Here is a 16,570-nt window from a genome sequence, read left to right as displayed (position 1 = left end):
GGCGCCTGGGCGCCTGCAAAACTTTATCAAGAATCAACGAGAGGATTCACCATGTCTGTAATTAAGATGACCGATCTGGATCTGGCTGGTAAACGCGTTTTTATCCGTGCGGATCTGAACGTACCGGTTAAAGACGGGAAAGTAACCAGCGACGCGCGTATCCGTGCTTCTCTGCCGACCATCGAACTGGCCCTGAAACAGGGTGCGAAAGTGATGGTAACTTCCCACCTGGGTCGTCCTACCGAAGGCGAGTACAACGAAGAATTCTCTCTGCTGCCGGTTGTTAACTACCTGAAAGACAAACTGTCCAGCCCGGTACGTCTGGTTAAAGATTATCTGGACGGCGTTGAAGTGGCTGCCGGTGAACTGGTGGTTCTGGAAAACGTTCGCTTCAACAAAGGCGAGAAGAAAGACGACGAAGCGCTGTCTAAGAAATACGCTGCGCTGTGCGACGTATTTGTGATGGACGCATTCGGTACTGCGCACCGCGCGCAGGCTTCTACTCACGGTATCGGTAAATTCGCTGACGTTGCTTGCGCAGGCCCGCTGCTGGCCGCCGAGCTGGACGCGCTGGGTAAAGCGCTGAAAGAACCGGCTCGTCCGATGGTTGCTATCGTTGGTGGTTCTAAAGTGTCCACCAAACTGACCGTACTGGATTCCCTGTCTAAAATCGCTGACCAGCTGATTGTCGGCGGCGGTATCGCTAACACCTTCGTTGCCGCTCAGGGCCACAACGTAGGTAAATCCCTGTACGAAGCGGATCTGGTTGACGAAGCCAAACGCCTGCTGACTACCTGCGATATCCCGGTTCCGACTGACGTGCGTGTGGCTACCGAGTTCTCTGAAACCGCAACCGCCACCCTGAAATCTGTTAACGACATCAAAGATGACGAGCAGATTCTGGACCTCGGCGACGTTTCCGCACAGAAACTGGCTGATATCCTGAAAAACGCCAAAACTATCCTGTGGAACGGCCCGGTTGGCGTATTCGAGTTCCCGAACTTCCGTAAAGGGACTGAAATCGTCGCGAATGCTATCGCAGACAGCGAAGGTTTCTCTATCGCCGGCGGCGGTGACACCCTGGCAGCGATTGACCTGTTTGGCATCGCTGACAAAATCTCCTACATCTCCACTGGCGGCGGCGCATTCCTCGAATTCGTGGAAGGCAAAGTTCTGCCGGCAGTAGCCATGCTCGAAGAGCGCGCTAAGAAGTAATTTAGTTCAGGCGGGGAAACCCGCCTGTTTTTCAGCGCGCTAACGTACAATTTTGTACAGCTCGCGAACCTTCTTCAACGGTCGAAGATACAGATACAGGACTACGTAACATGTCTAAAATTTTTGATTTCGTAAAACCGGGCGTCATCACTGGCGACGACGTTCAGAAAGTGTTCCAGGTAGCTAAAGAAAACAACTTTGCTCTGCCGGCGGTAAACTGCGTGGGCACCGATTCCATTAACGCCGTTCTGGAAGCAGCTGCAAAAGTTCGCTCTCCGGTTATCGTTCAGTTCTCTAACGGCGGCGCTGCGTTTATCGCGGGCAAAGGCGTGAAAACTGACGTTCCTCAGGGCGCTGCAATTCTCGGTGCTATCTCCGGCGCACATCACGTTCACCAGATGGCTGAACACTACGGCGTGCCGGTTATCCTGCATACCGACCACTGCGCGAAGAAACTGCTGCCGTGGATCGACGGCCTGCTGGACGCGGGTGAAAAACACTTCGCTGCTACCGGCAAACCGCTGTTCTCTTCTCACATGATTGACCTGTCTGAAGAGTCCCTGCACGAAAACATCGAGATCTGTTCTAAGTACCTGGCTCGTATGGCCAAAATGGACATGACTCTGGAAATCGAACTGGGCTGCACCGGCGGCGAAGAAGACGGCGTGGACAACAGCCACATGGACGCTTCTGCTCTGTACACCCAGCCGGAAGACGTTGATTACGCATACACCGAGCTGAGCAAAATCAGCCCGCGCTTCACCATCGCGGCCTCTTTCGGTAACGTACATGGCGTTTACAAGCCGGGTAACGTGGTTCTGACCCCGACTATCCTGCGCGACTCTCAGGAATACGTTTCTAAGAAACACAACCTGCCGCATAACAGCCTGAACTTCGTCTTCCACGGCGGTTCCGGTTCTTCCGCTCAGGAAATCAAAGACTCCGTAAGCTACGGCGTAGTGAAAATGAACATCGATACCGACACCCAATGGGCAACCTGGGACGGTATCCTGCAGTACTACAAAACTAACGAAGCTTACCTGCAGGGCCAGCTGGGCAACCCGAAAGGCGAAGACCAGCCGAACAAGAAATACTACGATCCGCGCGTATGGCTGCGCGCTGCACAGACTTCCATGGTGACTCGTCTGGAGCAGGCATTTAAAGAGCTGAACGCGATCGACGTTCTGTAAGAAAATTTCGTTTCTTACCCGGAAGCCCGCAGAAATGCGGGCTTTTTTGTTGTCTGAACAACATGAAATGTTGCTAAAAAAATGTGATCAATTTGGCAAAACGCGCTGTTATTGTTTACCCTTAACCAGGTTGGAGCTACAGGTTTGGCTATTTTATTTCCCGTCAGGGTATCCATAAGGAAAGTTGAATGGAAGATTTGAACGTTGTCGATAGCATAAATAACGCCGGTTCGTGGCTGGTGCGCAATCAGGCATTACTGCTGAGCTATGCCGTCAACATCGTCGCGGCTATCGCGATTATTATTGTTGGTCTGATTGTGGCGCGAATTGTTTCCAATACCGTGAATCGCCTGATGCGGGCGCGTCACATTGATGCCACCGTTGCCGATTTTCTTTCTGCACTGGTACGCTATGCCATTATTGCTTTTACGCTGATAGCCGCTCTGGGTCGCGTGGGCGTGCAAACCGCTTCGGTTATTGCAGTCCTCGGCGCCGCAGGTTTAGCCGTCGGTCTGGCGCTGCAGGGGTCGCTGTCTAACCTTGCCGCTGGCGTCCTGCTGGTGGTATTCCGTCCATTCCGTGCCGGTGAATACGTTGACCTTGGCGGTATTGCGGGAACCGTACTGAACGTGCAGATTTTCTCCACCACTCTGCGCAGTGCGGATGGCAAAATTGTGGTAGTGCCAAACGGTAAAATTATCGCGGGAAATATTATTAACTTTTCTCGCGAACCCGTTCGTCGTAACGAGTTTATCATCGGCGTAGCTTACGATGCCGATATTGATAAGGTGAAGCAGCTGCTCACCAGTATCATCGAGTCTGATGAGCGTATCCTTAAAGATCGTGAAATGACCGTTCGTCTGAATGAACTGGGCGCTTCATCAGTGAACTACGTGGTACGCGTGTGGAGTAAAAGCAGCGATTTGCAAAACGTTTACTGGGATGTTCTGGAGCGTATTAAGCGTGATTTTGACGCCAACGGTATTAGCTTCCCGTACCCGCAGATGGATGTTCATGTGATTCGTCCGCAGGAAAAAGCAGAATAACGTTGTGCTTTATTTAACTGGCCGGTGCATCCGGCCTTTATTTTGCCTTTTGTTATTAGTTTTACTTATTGCTGATTAAAATTTTCAATTTCCTCTAATGATGCCTGCGCGCTATATTCCCCGTCATTGACTCTCATAATGGAACTCACTTCCGATGTTATCGTATTACTTTCAGGGCCTTGCCCTGGGTGCGGCAATGATTTTGCCGCTCGGCCCGCAAAACGCTTTTGTGATGAATCAGGGCATTCGCCGTCAATACCATCTGATGATTGCCTTGCTGTGCGCCATCAGCGATCTGCTGCTGATTTGTGCCGGGATATTTGGCGGCAGCGCGCTGCTGATGCAGTCGCCGTGGCTGCTGGCGCTGGTGACCTGGGGCGGGGTCGCTTTTTTATTGTGGTACGGCTTTGGCGCCCTGAAGACGGCCTTTAGCAGTAATCTGGAGCTGGCCAGCGCGGAAGTGATGAAGCAGGGGCGCTGGAAAATTATCGTCACCATGCTGGCTGTCACGTGGCTGAATCCTCACGTTTATCTCGATACATTTGTTGTTCTCGGTAGTCTCGGCGGGCAGCTGGCGATGGAGCCGAAGCGCTGGTTTGCTTTGGGCACAATTAGTGCCTCATTCTTATGGTTTTTCGGCCTGGCTCTGCTGGCCGCTTGGCTGGCTCCGCGTCTGCGTACGGCGAAAGCGCAGCGAATTATCAACGTGCTGGTCGGCGTGGTTATGTGGGTAATTGCGCTGCAGCTGGCGAAAGACGGTTTCTCACATGTGCAGGCGCTGCTTAACTAAGTCTTGTCCGATGGACTTTCTCCGCGTACGCGCTAAGCTTGCAGGCATGCGTCTGTGTATAGACGACCAATGTAATATGGAGAAACGACAGTGAAGTTAAAAGTCATGGCCCTGGCGGCGGCACTCGGATTTAGCGCAATGGCGGCTCAGGCAAGCGAATTGCCGAACGGCCCGCATATTGTTACTTCAGGAACCGCCAGCGTCGCTGCGGTTCCTGATATTGCCACTCTGGCGATTGAAGTTAACGTTTCCGCAAAAGATGCGGCATCCGCTAAGAAACAGGCTGACGAACGCGTGGCTCAGTATCTGTCATTCCTGGAGAAGAGCGGCATTGCGAAGAAAGACATTAATTCAGCCAACCTGCGTACCCAGCCTGATTACGACTATCAGAACGGCAAAAGCATCCTCAAGGGCTACCGCGCGGTGCGTAGCGTTGAAGTCACGCTGCGCCAGCTGGATAAACTCAACGGTCTGTTAGATGGGGCGTTAAAAGCCGGTCTGAACGAGATCCGTTCAGTATCGCTGGGCGTTGCGCAACCGGACGCTTATAAAGATAAGGCGCGCAAAGCGGCGATTGATGATGCGATTCACCAGGCTCAGGAACTGGCTACAGGGTTCCACGGCAAACTGGGTCCAGTCTATAGCGTGCGCTATCATGTCTCGAACTACCAGCCAAGTCCGATGGTACGGATGATGAAAGCCGATGCGGCGCCGGTTTCAGCCCAGGAAACCTACGAGCAGGCAACCATTCAGTTTGATGATCAGGTGGATGTGGTGTTTGAGCTGCAGCCGACCCAGCCAGCGCCAGCATCTGCGGCGCCGGCGAAACCCGCTGAAGAACCAAAAGCCGCAGAGTAATCCGCAGCGATAAAAAAGCCACTTCACTGAAGTGGCTTTTTTTATGCTCGCGATTTAATCCTGACGAAGCACTTTGTGGCCGTAATCAATCAGCGCATCGGTCACCCGGCGCATCATGCGGCTTTCCGGCGCAAAACGGTGCCAGTAGAGCATCCGGCGCTGGAACAGGCCTGGCGTGAGGTTGATAAGCTCGCCGCTGTTCAGCTCTCGCTCAATTTGCAGGTGCGGGATCATACAGCAGGTCGTTCCCTGACGCGCCAGCTGCACAAAGGCTTCAGAAGAGTTGACGATATGACATGGTACGCTGCCCGGCGGTAAGTCGAAGTTTTGCTGCAAAAACGCCTGGTGCATATCATCGAGGTGGTCGAATGCCACCACCGGCGCTTTGAGCAGCGCCGAGCGGGTCACCCCGTTGGGGAAATAGCGTTTCGCAAATTCCTTTGAGGCAACGAACAGATAGTCCAGCGCTCCAAGCTGATCGACCAGGCAGCTTGGCAGCGCCTGTGGCTGGATACTGACCGCGCCGACTACTTCGCCACGGCGCAGGCGTTCCTGGGTCCGGGTTTCGTCCTCCACCTGCAGATTCAGGCGAATAGGGGAGTCGGAAAGCACGCTGGAGAGCGCGGGCAGCAGCCAGGTAGCCAGACTGTCGGCGTTAACCGCCAGCGACAGCAGCAGCGGCGTAGATCCGGTTTGCTCGTCACCCAGCCACTCCTCTTCCAGCAGCTCAACCTGACGCAGCAGGGCCAGCAGTTTTTGCCCTTGTTCGGTGGGACGCGGCGGTACGGTACGTACCAGCAGAGGTTGGCCAAACATGTTTTCCAGCTGTTTGATGCGCTGAGAGACGGCGGACTGCGTAATACAAAGCTTCTGCGCGGCGCGCTCAAACCCTCGTTCCCTGATTACCGCGTCCAGCGCTTGTAGTGTTCTGTAGTCCGGTCGTTTCATTGTTCTGGCGTGCCCCTATTACTTTTCGTTAACCCGCACTATGACATAAATTTGTTTTTGATGAAGATGAAAAGTTGGTGACTGCGTTGTGTGATCTCCATCGCAGGGACAATAGCCCCCCTGATGTTCTATAATGCGCCACAGGAATTCACATCTCGGACCACGATCATGACGCAAGATGAACTGAAAAAAGCAGTAGGCTGGGCGGCACTGCAGTATGTACAACCGGGCACCATCGTCGGAGTAGGCACGGGCTCAACGGCGGCGCATTTTATTGATGCTCTGGGCACCATGAAAGGGCAGATTGAAGGGGCGGTTTCCAGCTCTGATGCCTCTACCGAAAAACTGAAAAGCCTTGGGATTACGGTTTTTGATCTGAATAGCGTTGACCGTCTGGGTATCTATGTGGACGGTGCCGATGAAATCAACGGCCATATGCAGATGATTAAAGGCGGCGGCGCAGCGCTGACGCGCGAGAAAATTATTGCCTCGGTCGCCGACAAATTTATCTGTATCGCTGATGCTTCCAAGCAGGTTGATATTCTGGGTAAATTCCCGCTGCCGGTGGAAGTGATTCCGATGGCGCGTAGCGCCGTGGCTCGTCAACTGGTCAAACTGGGTGGCCGCCCTGAGTACCGTCAGGGCGTAGTGACCGATAACGGCAACGTGATCCTGGATGTGTTTGGTCTGGAAATTCTGGATGCTATCGCACTGGAAAATACTATCAACGGTATTCCGGGCGTGGTGACCGTCGGTCTGTTTGCGAATCGTGGCGCAGATGTCGCGCTGATCGGGACCGCGGATGGTGTAAAAACTATCACCAAATAGTTCGATCTGAGGGAGCGAATAGCTCCCTCGCCAATATTTTTTCTCCAGGCGTATTTTGGTGACTTCTGTCACATTTACGCGCCTTGTCTTAGTAACAATCTACCTTTCTTTTACTTTCTGGTGTTTTGTCCTGCTATTTCCCTCTGATTGATATTTCTTCAGGTAGCCGACGCAAACGTTCATATTGCCGCAATAGTTTTTTTTGATATGTTGCTGAGAAGAACTTTCGTTCCGCACGACATCAGTTAAGACAAAAACAGGACGGGGAAATGGCTAAGGTATCACTGGAAAAAGACAAGATTAAATTTCTGCTGGTTGAAGGTGTGCATCAAAAGGCGGTGGACAGCCTCCGCGCAGCAGGCTACACCAATATCGAATTTCACAAAGGCGCTCTGGACAGCGAAGAGCTGAAAGCGTCCATCCGTGATGCCCATTTCATCGGCCTGCGCTCCCGTACTCATCTGACTGAAGAGATTTTCGCGGCGGCGGAAAAACTGGTGGCGGTAGGTTGCTTCTGTATCGGTACCAATCAGGTTGATTTAAACGCCGCGGCAAAGCGCGGTATTCCTGTCTTTAACGCGCCATTCTCCAATACTCGTTCCGTTGCTGAGCTGGTGATCGGCGAGCTGCTGCTTATGCTGCGCGGCGTACCGGCGGCGAACGCCAAAGCGCACCGTGGCGTGTGGAACAAACTGGCGGTAGGCAGCTTTGAAGCGCGTGGTAAAAAGCTGGGTATTATCGGCTATGGTCATATCGGCACCCAGCTGGGCATCCTGGCCGAATCGTTGGGAATGCACGTCTATTTCTATGATATTGAAAGCAAACTGCCGTTAGGTAATGCGACTCAGGTTCAGCATCTCTCTGATTTGTTAAACATGAGCGATGTGGTGAGCCTGCACGTGCCGGAAAACGCCTCCACTAAGAATATGATTGGCGCGGAAGAGCTGGCGCTGATGAAGCCCGGCGCGCTGCTGATTAACGCTTCCCGTGGTACCGTGGTTGATATCCCGGCGCTGTGCGATGTGCTGGCGAGCAAACATCTGGCGGGCGCGGCGATCGACGTATTCCCGACGGAACCGGCGACCAACAGCGATCCGTTTAACTCTCCGCTGTGCGAGTTCGACAACGTTATCCTGACCCCGCACATTGGCGGCTCTACTCAGGAAGCGCAGGAAAACATCGGTCTGGAAGTGGCGGGCAAGCTGGCGAAGTACTCTGATAACGGTTCAACGCTCTCTGCGGTTAACTTCCCGGAAGTGTCGCTGCCGCTGCACGGCGGACGACGTCTGCTGCATATCCATGAAAACCGTCCTGGCGTGCTGACCGCGCTTAACCAGATCTTCGCCGCCCAGGGCATTAACATTGCGGCGCAGTATCTGCAGACCACTCCGCAGATGGGCTACGTGGTGATTGATATTGAAGCCGAAGAAGATGTAGCGCAGTCTGCGCTGCAGGCGATGAAGGCTATCCCTGGGACTATTCGCGCACGTCTGCTGTACTAATCCCCTTTAATGCCAGCGGGCAGGTCATCGACCTGCCCCTTTTCTCCTGAAAAAACCTCGCTGAAATTTCCTGTAGTACATACAAATGCTTTGCGAGGCTTGCCGCAAACGGTGATGAAAGCCGATTGATGTCGTTGTGCCTGAAAGAAAGGGATTTACGATAAGGGCTCAGCGCGGGGCTGAAACGGGAAAGCCCCTACCGTAGCAGGGGCTTTAAAAAGGAAAGGGACGATGATGATACTCTTCATCATGCTGCTTATCCTGTTAATCATCGCCTGGCCAGCATATTAACAGAGAGGAAGCAGGAGGGAGGTTCGCCTCCCTCACCCTTTACTCGAGAATTTAGGTGAAAAAAACAGCAATGTCAATTGGTCGGGCGTTCTACCAGACCCAGGTTTTTTCCGGCGTGATGATTGCGGGCAGCGGGATATCCCATTGTTCTGCCGGTAACGCATCGACCTGCTGACAATCATGAGCGTAGCCGACCGGCTGCAGGCGATACTGCTGCCAGTTTTGCAGCGTCCTGTCATAAAATCCGCCGCCCATGCCTAGTCGTCGCCCGGCAGTATCAAACGCCACCAGCGGCGTAATCAGTACATCCAGTTGGCTAAGTGGGAGAACATCGCGGACATCCAGTTTTGGTTCGCGGATTTTCAGACGATTCACCACCAGGTCACTGCCCGGATGATAATGTAGAAACAGCAGATTGCCCGGGCTGAAAGGGTGAAGAACCGGAAGATAAACCCGTTTGCCTGCCCGCCAGAGCTGGTCAATCAGCGGTTGCGTATCCAGTTCTCCATCAAATGAAAGAAAAGCCGCGACCGTATGGGCGAGCAGAACCGGCGGGTACGCCATCATTCTGCCTGCCGCCTGGAGGGCAAACTGCGTTTGCTGTTCGGGCGTTAACGCGCGTCGGCGCTGGCGGATCTGCTGGCGAATTTGCTGTCTGGTAAATGGGGTATCTGACATTACAGCCATACCTGAGTCTCATTGGTGAGCAAACGATACAAACAGGCGTAGTCTAATACACGACAGCAAAAGGCGAAAATTAACTTATGGGGTATGGAGCGAAGTTGAAACCAGAAGGAAGGGAATCTCCGAGATGCCGCCGCAGGCTGTAACCCTTGAACCCTTGGTTCAAGGTGAATGTGTCGTCACAGTTTTAAGGCTTCTCGGACGGACCGAGCATGCTCACCAACCGTGGATCGCCACATTCTTGTGGTATGAAATATCGGCTCAGGGGACTGGCCCGCTTGCAAACATCTCAGAGAAATTTTGTTCTTGCGATTACTCTAACACAGTTAAATGCAAAGTGTTATTCAAACTTCTGCCCGGGTCTTTCGCTTATGCGACCTTGCTCAAGCAATGCTTGTTCGATGGTCTGCTGAAGCATCCGAATACGCTGCTCCATGCTGGCGGCGTATTCGCGGGTTTTCGCTTTTTCCTGAGTCAACTCATAGCTGATGTTCAACGCGGCGATGAAAACCAGCTGCTCAGTATTTGTGACTCTAGTGCGTTCTTTTAAATCTTGCAACCGCTGATTCAGGTCGTCAGCTGCCTGATTCAAGGCATCCCTTTGTTCAGGCGGGCAATTCACTCGTAGTGAACGGCCAAAAATTTGGAGATCTACGGGTTGTGCAGACATGCCACCTTCCTGCTGATTGACTGCGCGGCCTTCACGCCCTGGGCGGGTCTGCGAAGGGGCGACACTATAGCTACCCTGGTTCTAAGATACAAGCCCTATTCTGGTTCACCAGGGTCCAAAGTGGTAGCATATCATGAATATTCCTCCCAACGATGACGAATGCGCATGTCTATACAGAACGAAATGCCTGGTTACAACGATGTAGACCAGTTACTGAACCAACAGGGGGTGGGATTAACCCCTGCCGAAATGCACGGTTTGATCAGCGGGATCCTGTGCGGCGGCAATAAAGACAGCAGCTGGCAGCCGTTGGTGCACGACCTGACCAACGAAGGCCTGGCATTTGGCCATGAGCTGGCGCAGTCGCTGCGTAACATGCATTCGGCCACCAGCGATTCGCTGGAGGATGACGGCTTCTTATTCCAGCTCTACTTGCCGGATGGCGATGAAGTGAGCGTGTTCGATCGCGCCGATGCGCTGGCGGGTTGGGTAAACCATTTTCTGCTTGGGCTGGGCGTGACGCAGCCCAAGCTGGATAAAGTCAAAGACGAAACTGGCGAAGCTATTGACGATCTGCGCAACATTGCCCAGCTCGGTTACGACGAAGACGAGGATCAAGAAGAGCTCGAAATGTCGCTGGAGGAGATTATCGAATACGTGCGCGTCGCCGCGCTGCTGTGCCACGATACCTTCTCGCTTCAGAAACCCACTGCGCCGGAAGTTCAAAAGCCGACATTACACTAATTATTGATTTAATCGTTCAGGGGGCGTCATGACTCAGCAGGAATTTCTCTCTCGTCGCCAGGCACTACTGGCGCAGATGCAGCCGGGCAGCGCAGCGCTAATTTTCGCCGCGCCGGAAGCGGTGCGTAGCGCAGATTCGGAATATCCCTACCGCCAGAGCAGCGATTTTTGGTATTTCACCGGCTTTAATGAGCCGGAGGCGCTGCTGGTATTGATTAAAAGCGATGAGACGCATAATCACAGCGTGCTGTTTAATCGCGTGCGCGATCTGACCGCTGAAATCTGGTTTGGTCGTCGTCTTGGGCAGGATGCCGCCCCCGCTAAGCTGGGCGTCGATCGCGCTCTGGCCTTTAGTGAAATCAATCAGCAGTTGTTCCAGCTACTCAACGGCCTTGATGCTATCTACTTTGCGCAGGGCGAATATGCCTACGCGGACGAGATCGTATTTAACGCGCTGGAAAAGCTGCGCAAAGGCGTGCGTCAGAATTTGCAGGCGCCGAACTCGGTGATCGACTGGCGGCCAATGGTGCATGAAATGCGCCTGTTTAAGTCCCCTGAAGAGCTGGAGGTCATGCGCCGCGCCGGGGAGATTTCCGCGCTGGCCCATACCCGCGCCATGGAAAAATGCCGTCCGGGGATGTTCGAATATCATCTGGAAGGTGAAATCCTGCATGAATTCAACCGTCACGGCGCGCGCTTCCCTTCATATAACACGATTGTCGGCGGTGGCGAAAATGGCTGCATCCTGCACTACACCGAAAACGAATGTGTACTGCGCGACGGCGATCTGGTGCTGATTGACGCAGGCTGCGAATATCAAGGCTATGCGGGGGATATTACCCGAACCTTCCCGGTTAACGGCAAGTTTAGCCCGGCGCAGCGCGAGATTTACGATATCGTCCTCGAATCTCTGGAAACCTCGCTGAAGCTCTATCGCCCCGGTACCTCAATCAATGAGGTTAACCAGCAGGTGGTGCGGATTATGATTACCGGCCTGGTGCGCCTGGGGATTCTGCAAGGCGAAATTGATGAACTGATTGCTAATAACGCCCATCGTCCTTTCTTTATGCATGGCCTGAGCCACTGGCTGGGACTCGACGTTCATGATGTCGGCAGCTATGACGTTGACCGCTCGCGTATTCTTGAGCCGGGAATGGTGCTGACCGTTGAACCTGGGCTCTATATTGCGACGGATGCCGACGTTCCGGCCCAGTATCGCGGCATCGGGATTCGTATTGAAGATGACATCGTCATAACTGAAGACGGCAACGAGAACCTCACCGCCGGGGTTGTGAAAAAGGCGGATGATATTGAGGCGCTGATGGCGGCGGCGCGGCAGCTATGAGCGTGCTAATCGTTGGCGGTGGAATGACCGGCGCAACGCTGGCGTTAGCGATATCTCGCTTAACCGGCGGTCAGCTGCCGGTGCACCTGATTGAAGCATCCGCGCCAGAATCCGCCCGGCATCCGGGCTTCGACGCTCGCGCTATCGCTCTGGCTGCCGGTACCTGCCAGCAGCTGGCTCGCATCGATATCTGGCAAGAGATTGCCGACTGCGCCACGGCTATCCAGCGCGTTCACGTCAGCGATCGCGGTCATGCGGGGTTTGTGACGTTAGAAACTCAGGACTACGGGCTGACGGCGCTGGGGCAGGTGGTGGAACTGCACGATGTCGGCCAGCGCTTGTTTGCCCAGCTGCGCAAAGCGCCGGGCGTGACGCTACACTGTCCGGCAAAAGTGGAGAATGTTAGCCGCAGCGAAGAGAGCGTAAGCCTGGTTCTGGACAACGGTGAGACGCTCAGCGGTAAATTGCTGGTCGCCGCTGACGGTTCGCGCTCAACTTTAGGTGCTCAATGCGGTATCAGCTGGCAGCAACAGCCCTATGAACAGCTGGCGGTTATTGCCAACGTCAGTACTAATCTGCCGCATAACGGGCGCGCATTTGAGCGCTTTACCCCGCACGGTCCGCTGGCGATGTTGCCAATGTCGCAGGGCCGCTGCTCGCTGGTGTGGTGTCATCCGCAGGCGCGGCAAGAGGAGGTTCTGAGCTGGTCCGACGAACGTTTCTGCCATGAGCTGCAGCAGGCGTTTGGCTGGCGTCTGGGGCGGATTACTCATGCCGGAAAGCGCAGCGCGTATCCGCTCTCGCTAACCCGAGCCACCCGTACGGTTACGCATCGGCTGGCGCTGGTCGGTAACGCGGCGCAAACGCTGCATCCTATTGCCGGGCAGGGGTTTAATCTTGGTCTGCGTGACGTCATGAGCATGGCGGAAATGCTGGCCCAGGCGCATGCCGAAGGAGAGGATCCGGGTAGCTATGCGCTTCTGAGCCGCTATCAGGCCCGGCGCGCCGAAGATAAAGCCGCCACCGTCAGCGTGACCGACGGGCTGGTGCATCTATTCGCCAATCGTTGGGCGCCGCTGGTTGTGGGGCGCAACGCAGGGCTGATGGCGATGGAATTATTTAGCCCGGCGCGCGATGCGCTGGCGCAGCGTACCCTCGGTTGGGTCCCCCGTTAAGGAGTGAAACGTGCAAAGTGTTGATGTCGCTATTGTTGGCGGTGGAATGGTGGGGCTGGCGGTTGCCTGTGGTTTACAGGGCAGCGGGTTGCGCGTTGCGGTGCTGGAACAGGCCGCTCCCCAGCCGCTGAGCGCAGATGCGCCGCCGGCGCTGAGGGTGTCGGCGATTAATGCCGCCAGCGAGAAGCTGCTGGCTAAACTGGGCGTCTGGCAGGATATTATCGCCCAGCGCGCCAGCTGCTACCACGGTATGGAAGTGTGGGACAAAGACAGTTTTGGCCGCATCAGCTTTGATGACCAGAGCATGGGCCTGAGCCATCTTGGGCATATTATTGAAAACGCCGTGGTGCACCATGCGCTGTGGCAAAAAGCGCAGAGCTGTGCTGACGTCACGCTACTGGCCCCGGCGCAGCTGCAGCAGGTCGCGTGGGGCGAGAATGAGGCCTTTCTTAGCCTGCAGGACGGCAGCATGTTAACCGCCAGATTGGTGGTTGGCGCCGATGGCGCTAATTCGTGGTTGCGCAACAAAGCGGATATTCCGCTGACTTACTGGGATTATCGCCACCATGCGCTGGTCGCCACTATTCGCACCGAAGAGCCGCACGAAGCGGTGGCGCGCCAGGCGTTTCACGGTGAAGGTATTCTGGCGTTCCTGCCGTTGAGCGACCCGCACCTCTGCTCTATTGTCTGGTCTCTGCCTCCAGAGGCGGCGGAACGGATGCGGCAGGCTGATAATTCCGTTTTTAACCGGGAACTGAATATTGCTTTCGATAACCGCCTGGGGCTGTGCGCTGTGGAGAGCGAGCGTCAGGTATTCCCACTAACTGGCCGTTACGCGCGTCAGTTTGCCGCCCACCGTCTGGCGCTGGTTGGCGATGCCGCCCACACCATTCATCCGCTGGCGGGGCAGGGCGTCAATCTTGGTTTTATGGATGCCGCCGAGCTTATTGATGAGCTGAGGCGCCTGCATGCGCAGGGTAAGGATATTGGTCAGCATCTGTATCTGCGTCGCTATGAGCGCAGCCGCAAGCATAGCGCTGCGCTGATGCTGGCGGGAATGCAGGGTTTTCGTGAAATGTTCTCCGGTAGCAACCCCGCGAAGAAACTGCTGCGCGATATCGGCCTTAAACTGGCGGATACTTTACCCGGCGTGAAGCCGCAGCTTATTCGTCAGGCTATGGGGTTAAACGATCTCCCTGCCTGGTTACGTTAAGTTCGTCACACTTCTCCCTCCCGGCCTTCGCGCCGGGTTTCCCCTCTCATTTGAAATAATCTAATTTCACCTCTTTTTTCGCATTAGTTTTATTAATGTCACCTTTTTTTTGTTATAGAAATTAGGCTCATCTTTTCGCAGAAAATATCATCATGCTCTGCTTTCATTCGGGGTTAATTAATGTTTATGCGGGTTAACTCGCTTTATTGTAGTTAAAAACTCTGTAGGCTTTTCGGCGGATTTTAGTCATAAGCTAATGTGATGTCCTAGCCGGGCTTATGGTTTAGTGCGGATATCGGTGGTAAGTTCAGGCCAAAGAGAACGTTTGCGTTGGCGTCCGTTTGCGATGCTGGCGGTGGGTTTCGCGGCGCAAATACGCCAAAAATAGTGGCTGGTTCCGTTTTATTCGATGAGGAAAAGATGGCTCAACAGACTCCGTTGTTCGAACAACACACGCTATGCGGCGCTCGCATGGTGGATTTCCATGGCTGGATGATGCCGCTGCATTATGGATCCCAGATTGATGAGCATCATGCGGTGCGCGGTGATGCCGGGATGTTCGATGTATCGCATATGACCATCGTCGATTTTCACGGCAGCAGAATCCGCGAATTCTTGCGCTATTTGCTGGCCAACGACGTAGCGAAGCTTACCGTTCCTGGCAAAGCCCTGTATAGCGGCATGCTCACCGCTTCCGGCGGCGTTATTGACGACCTGATTGTTTATTTCCTTTCTGAAGACTATTTCCGCCTCGTTGTTAACTCCGCCACCCGTGAAAAAGACCTCGCCTGGATAACTCAGCAATCCGAATCTTATGGCCTTGAAATGACCGTGCGTGACGATCTCTCCCTGATCGCCGTTCAGGGGCCAAAGGCAAAAGAAAAAGCCGCGACGCTGCTTACCGACGCGCAGCGCCAGGCCGTGGAAGGAATGAAGCCGTTCTTTGGCGTGCAGGCGGGGGACCTGTTTATTGCGACTACCGGCTATACCGGCGAAGCGGGTTATGAAATTGCGCTGCCGAACGAGCAGGCGGTGGATTTCTGGCGCGGCCTGCTGGAGGCGGGCGTGAAGCCGTGCGGCCTTGGCGCGCGCGATACTCTGCGTCTGGAAGCGGGAATGAATCTGTATGGCCAGGAGATGGACGAAGGCGTCTCCCCGCTGGCGGCGAACATGGGCTGGACCATTGCCTGGGAGCCAGCTGACCGTGACTTTATCGGGCGTGAAGCGCTGGAAGTGCAGCGAGAAAAAGGTACCGAGCAGCTGGTGGGGCTGGTGATGACCGAAAAAGGCGTTCTGCGCGGCGGCCTGCCGGTGCGCTTTAGCGATGCCGATGGTAACCAGAAAGAAGGCATTATCACCAGCGGCACCTTCTCCCCAACGCTGGGCTACAGTATTGCATTAGCACGGGTACCGGAAGGCATCGGCGAAACCGCCGTGGTGCAGATTCGCAACCGCGAAATGCCGGTAAAAGTGACTAAACCTGTTTTTGTACGCAACGGCAAAGCCGTAGTGTGATTTTCCTTTTGGAGATGAATTGATGAGCAACGTACCAGCAGAACTGAAATACAGCAAAGAACACGAATGGCTGCGTAAAGAAGCGGACGGCACTTATACCGTCGGCATCACCGAGCACGCGCAGGAGCTGCTTGGCGATATGGTTTTCGTCGATCTGCCGGAAGTGGGTGCCGCCGTTGAAGCGGGCGCCGACTGCGCGGTTGCCGAATCCGTTAAAGCGGCTTCTGATATTTATGCGCCTATCAGCGGTGAAATCGTTGCCGTCAATGAAGAGCTGAGCGACTCCCCGGAGCTGGTTAACAGCGATCCGTACACCGATGGCTGGATCTTTAAAATCAAAGCCAGCGATGAAGCTCAGGTTGCTGCGCTGCTGGATGCAACCGCATACGAAGCTCTGTTAGAAGACGAATAAATACGCTTCATTCTTTACGTTGCAGGTGCGTTGGCTTCCTGCAACGCGAATGATTTTGCATATTCTGGCCCGGTAAGCGTCAGCGCTCGCCGGGCAAACCAGTCAGATAATCACGATTCACCGCACGTTCAGGAACCATCGCTC

16 protein-coding genes and 1 other RNA gene are annotated in these 16,570 nt (G+C 54.5%); 13 read left to right on the top strand and 4 right to left on the bottom strand.

Annotation, left to right across the window (positions count from 1 at the left end):
- Positions 1-51 precede the first annotated feature (51 nt).
- The 5 genes from pgk to GJ746_RS21330 all read left to right on the top strand — a co-directional run bounded on the left by pgk (position 52) and on the right by GJ746_RS21330 (position 5,099).
- Entirely contained in the window at positions 52-1,215 is a 1,164-nt protein-coding gene (pgk, locus tag GJ746_RS21350) for a phosphoglycerate kinase (protein WP_154681989.1), read from the top strand.
- Between the two features lie 110 nt (positions 1,216-1,325).
- Entirely contained in the window at positions 1,326-2,405 is a 1,080-nt protein-coding gene (gene fbaA, locus GJ746_RS21345; protein ID WP_008806452.1) for a class II fructose-bisphosphate aldolase, read from the top strand.
- A gap of 188 nt (positions 2,406-2,593) precedes the next feature.
- Positions 2,594-3,451 (top strand): small-conductance mechanosensitive channel MscS, encoded by an 858-nt coding sequence (locus GJ746_RS21340; RefSeq protein ID WP_154681988.1) that lies wholly within the window; start codon positions 2,594-2,596, stop codon positions 3,449-3,451.
- Positions 3,452-3,605: 154 nt separating this feature from the next.
- Positions 3,606-4,241 carry an arginine exporter ArgO gene (gene argO, locus GJ746_RS21335; protein ID WP_154681987.1) on the top strand — a complete coding sequence of 212 codons (636 nt, stop codon included), beginning with the start codon at positions 3,606-3,608 and terminating at the stop codon, positions 4,239-4,241.
- A gap of 90 nt (positions 4,242-4,331) precedes the next feature.
- A complete protein-coding gene (locus GJ746_RS21330; RefSeq protein WP_154681986.1) occupies positions 4,332-5,099 on the top strand; it encodes an oxidative stress defense protein in 768 nt (255 codons plus the stop codon).
- Between the two features lie 54 nt (positions 5,100-5,153).
- Here the strand turns inward: GJ746_RS21330 and argP are convergent, their stop codons facing one another.
- On the bottom strand, positions 5,154-6,047 hold the full coding sequence (gene argP / locus GJ746_RS21325; protein ID WP_154681985.1) for a DNA-binding transcriptional regulator ArgP: 894 nt from the start codon (positions 6,045-6,047) through the stop codon (positions 5,154-5,156).
- Between the two features lie 168 nt (positions 6,048-6,215).
- Between argP and rpiA the strand changes: the two genes are divergently transcribed.
- Together rpiA and serA are read left to right on the top strand one after the other, a co-directional pair.
- Entirely contained in the window at positions 6,216-6,875 is a 660-nt protein-coding gene (gene rpiA / locus GJ746_RS21320) for a ribose-5-phosphate isomerase RpiA (RefSeq protein ID WP_004125006.1), read from the top strand.
- A 269-nt stretch (positions 6,876-7,144) separates the two neighbouring features.
- On the top strand, positions 7,145-8,377 hold the full coding sequence (serA, locus tag GJ746_RS21315) for a phosphoglycerate dehydrogenase (protein WP_154681984.1): 1,233 nt from the start codon (positions 7,145-7,147) through the stop codon (positions 8,375-8,377).
- 381 nt (positions 8,378-8,758) lie between these two features.
- Here serA and GJ746_RS21310 read toward each other — a convergent pair whose 3' ends face one another.
- The 3 genes from GJ746_RS21310 to zapA all read right to left on the bottom strand — a co-directional run bounded on the left by GJ746_RS21310 (position 8,759) and on the right by zapA (position 10,022).
- Positions 8,759-9,355 carry a 5-formyltetrahydrofolate cyclo-ligase gene (locus GJ746_RS21310; RefSeq protein WP_154681983.1) on the bottom strand — a complete coding sequence of 199 codons (597 nt, stop codon included), beginning with the start codon at positions 9,353-9,355 and terminating at the stop codon, positions 8,759-8,761.
- A 112-nt stretch (positions 9,356-9,467) separates the two neighbouring features.
- A non-coding RNA gene (gene ssrS / locus GJ746_RS21305) (6S RNA) lies at positions 9,468-9,651 on the bottom strand.
- Positions 9,652-9,692: 41 nt separating this feature from the next.
- Positions 9,693-10,022: a cell division protein ZapA gene (zapA, locus tag GJ746_RS21300; RefSeq protein WP_154681982.1), complete on the bottom strand. Its 330-nt coding sequence runs from the start codon at positions 10,020-10,022 to the stop codon at positions 9,693-9,695.
- Between the two features lie 165 nt (positions 10,023-10,187).
- Between zapA and GJ746_RS21295 the strand changes: the two genes are divergently transcribed.
- From GJ746_RS21295 to gcvH, 6 genes are all read left to right on the top strand, one after another.
- Complete coding sequence (locus GJ746_RS21295; protein WP_154681981.1) at positions 10,188-10,766, top strand: YecA family protein; 579 nt, start codon at positions 10,188-10,190, stop codon at positions 10,764-10,766.
- Between the two features lie 28 nt (positions 10,767-10,794).
- Positions 10,795-12,111, top strand: a complete 1,317-nt coding sequence (gene pepP / locus GJ746_RS21290; RefSeq protein ID WP_154681980.1) for a Xaa-Pro aminopeptidase — start codon at positions 10,795-10,797, stop codon at positions 12,109-12,111.
- The gene (gene ubiH, locus GJ746_RS21285; protein ID WP_154681979.1) at positions 12,108-13,286 is read left to right on the top strand and encodes a 2-octaprenyl-6-methoxyphenyl hydroxylase; all 1,179 of its coding nucleotides are present in this window, start codon (positions 12,108-12,110) and stop codon (positions 13,284-13,286) included. Before pepP ends, ubiH begins: the two co-directional genes overlap by 4 nt.
- Before the next feature lie 10 nt (positions 13,287-13,296).
- Positions 13,297-14,499: an FAD-dependent 2-octaprenylphenol hydroxylase gene (gene ubiI, locus GJ746_RS21280; protein ID WP_154681978.1), complete on the top strand. Its 1,203-nt coding sequence runs from the start codon at positions 13,297-13,299 to the stop codon at positions 14,497-14,499.
- A gap of 420 nt (positions 14,500-14,919) precedes the next feature.
- Positions 14,920-16,014: a glycine cleavage system aminomethyltransferase GcvT gene (gcvT, locus tag GJ746_RS21275; RefSeq protein WP_154681977.1), complete on the top strand. Its 1,095-nt coding sequence runs from the start codon at positions 14,920-14,922 to the stop codon at positions 16,012-16,014.
- Between the two features lie 22 nt (positions 16,015-16,036).
- Positions 16,037-16,426 carry a glycine cleavage system protein GcvH gene (gene gcvH, locus GJ746_RS21270; RefSeq protein ID WP_154681976.1) on the top strand — a complete coding sequence of 130 codons (390 nt, stop codon included), beginning with the start codon at positions 16,037-16,039 and terminating at the stop codon, positions 16,424-16,426.
- The last annotated feature ends 144 nt before the right edge of the window (positions 16,427-16,570 follow it).

This window comes from Klebsiella oxytoca (assembly GCF_009707385.1).
GTDB classification, from domain to species: domain Bacteria; phylum Pseudomonadota; class Gammaproteobacteria; order Enterobacterales; family Enterobacteriaceae; genus Klebsiella; species Klebsiella oxytoca_C.
This window is presented reverse-complemented; position numbering and strand designations above follow the sequence as displayed.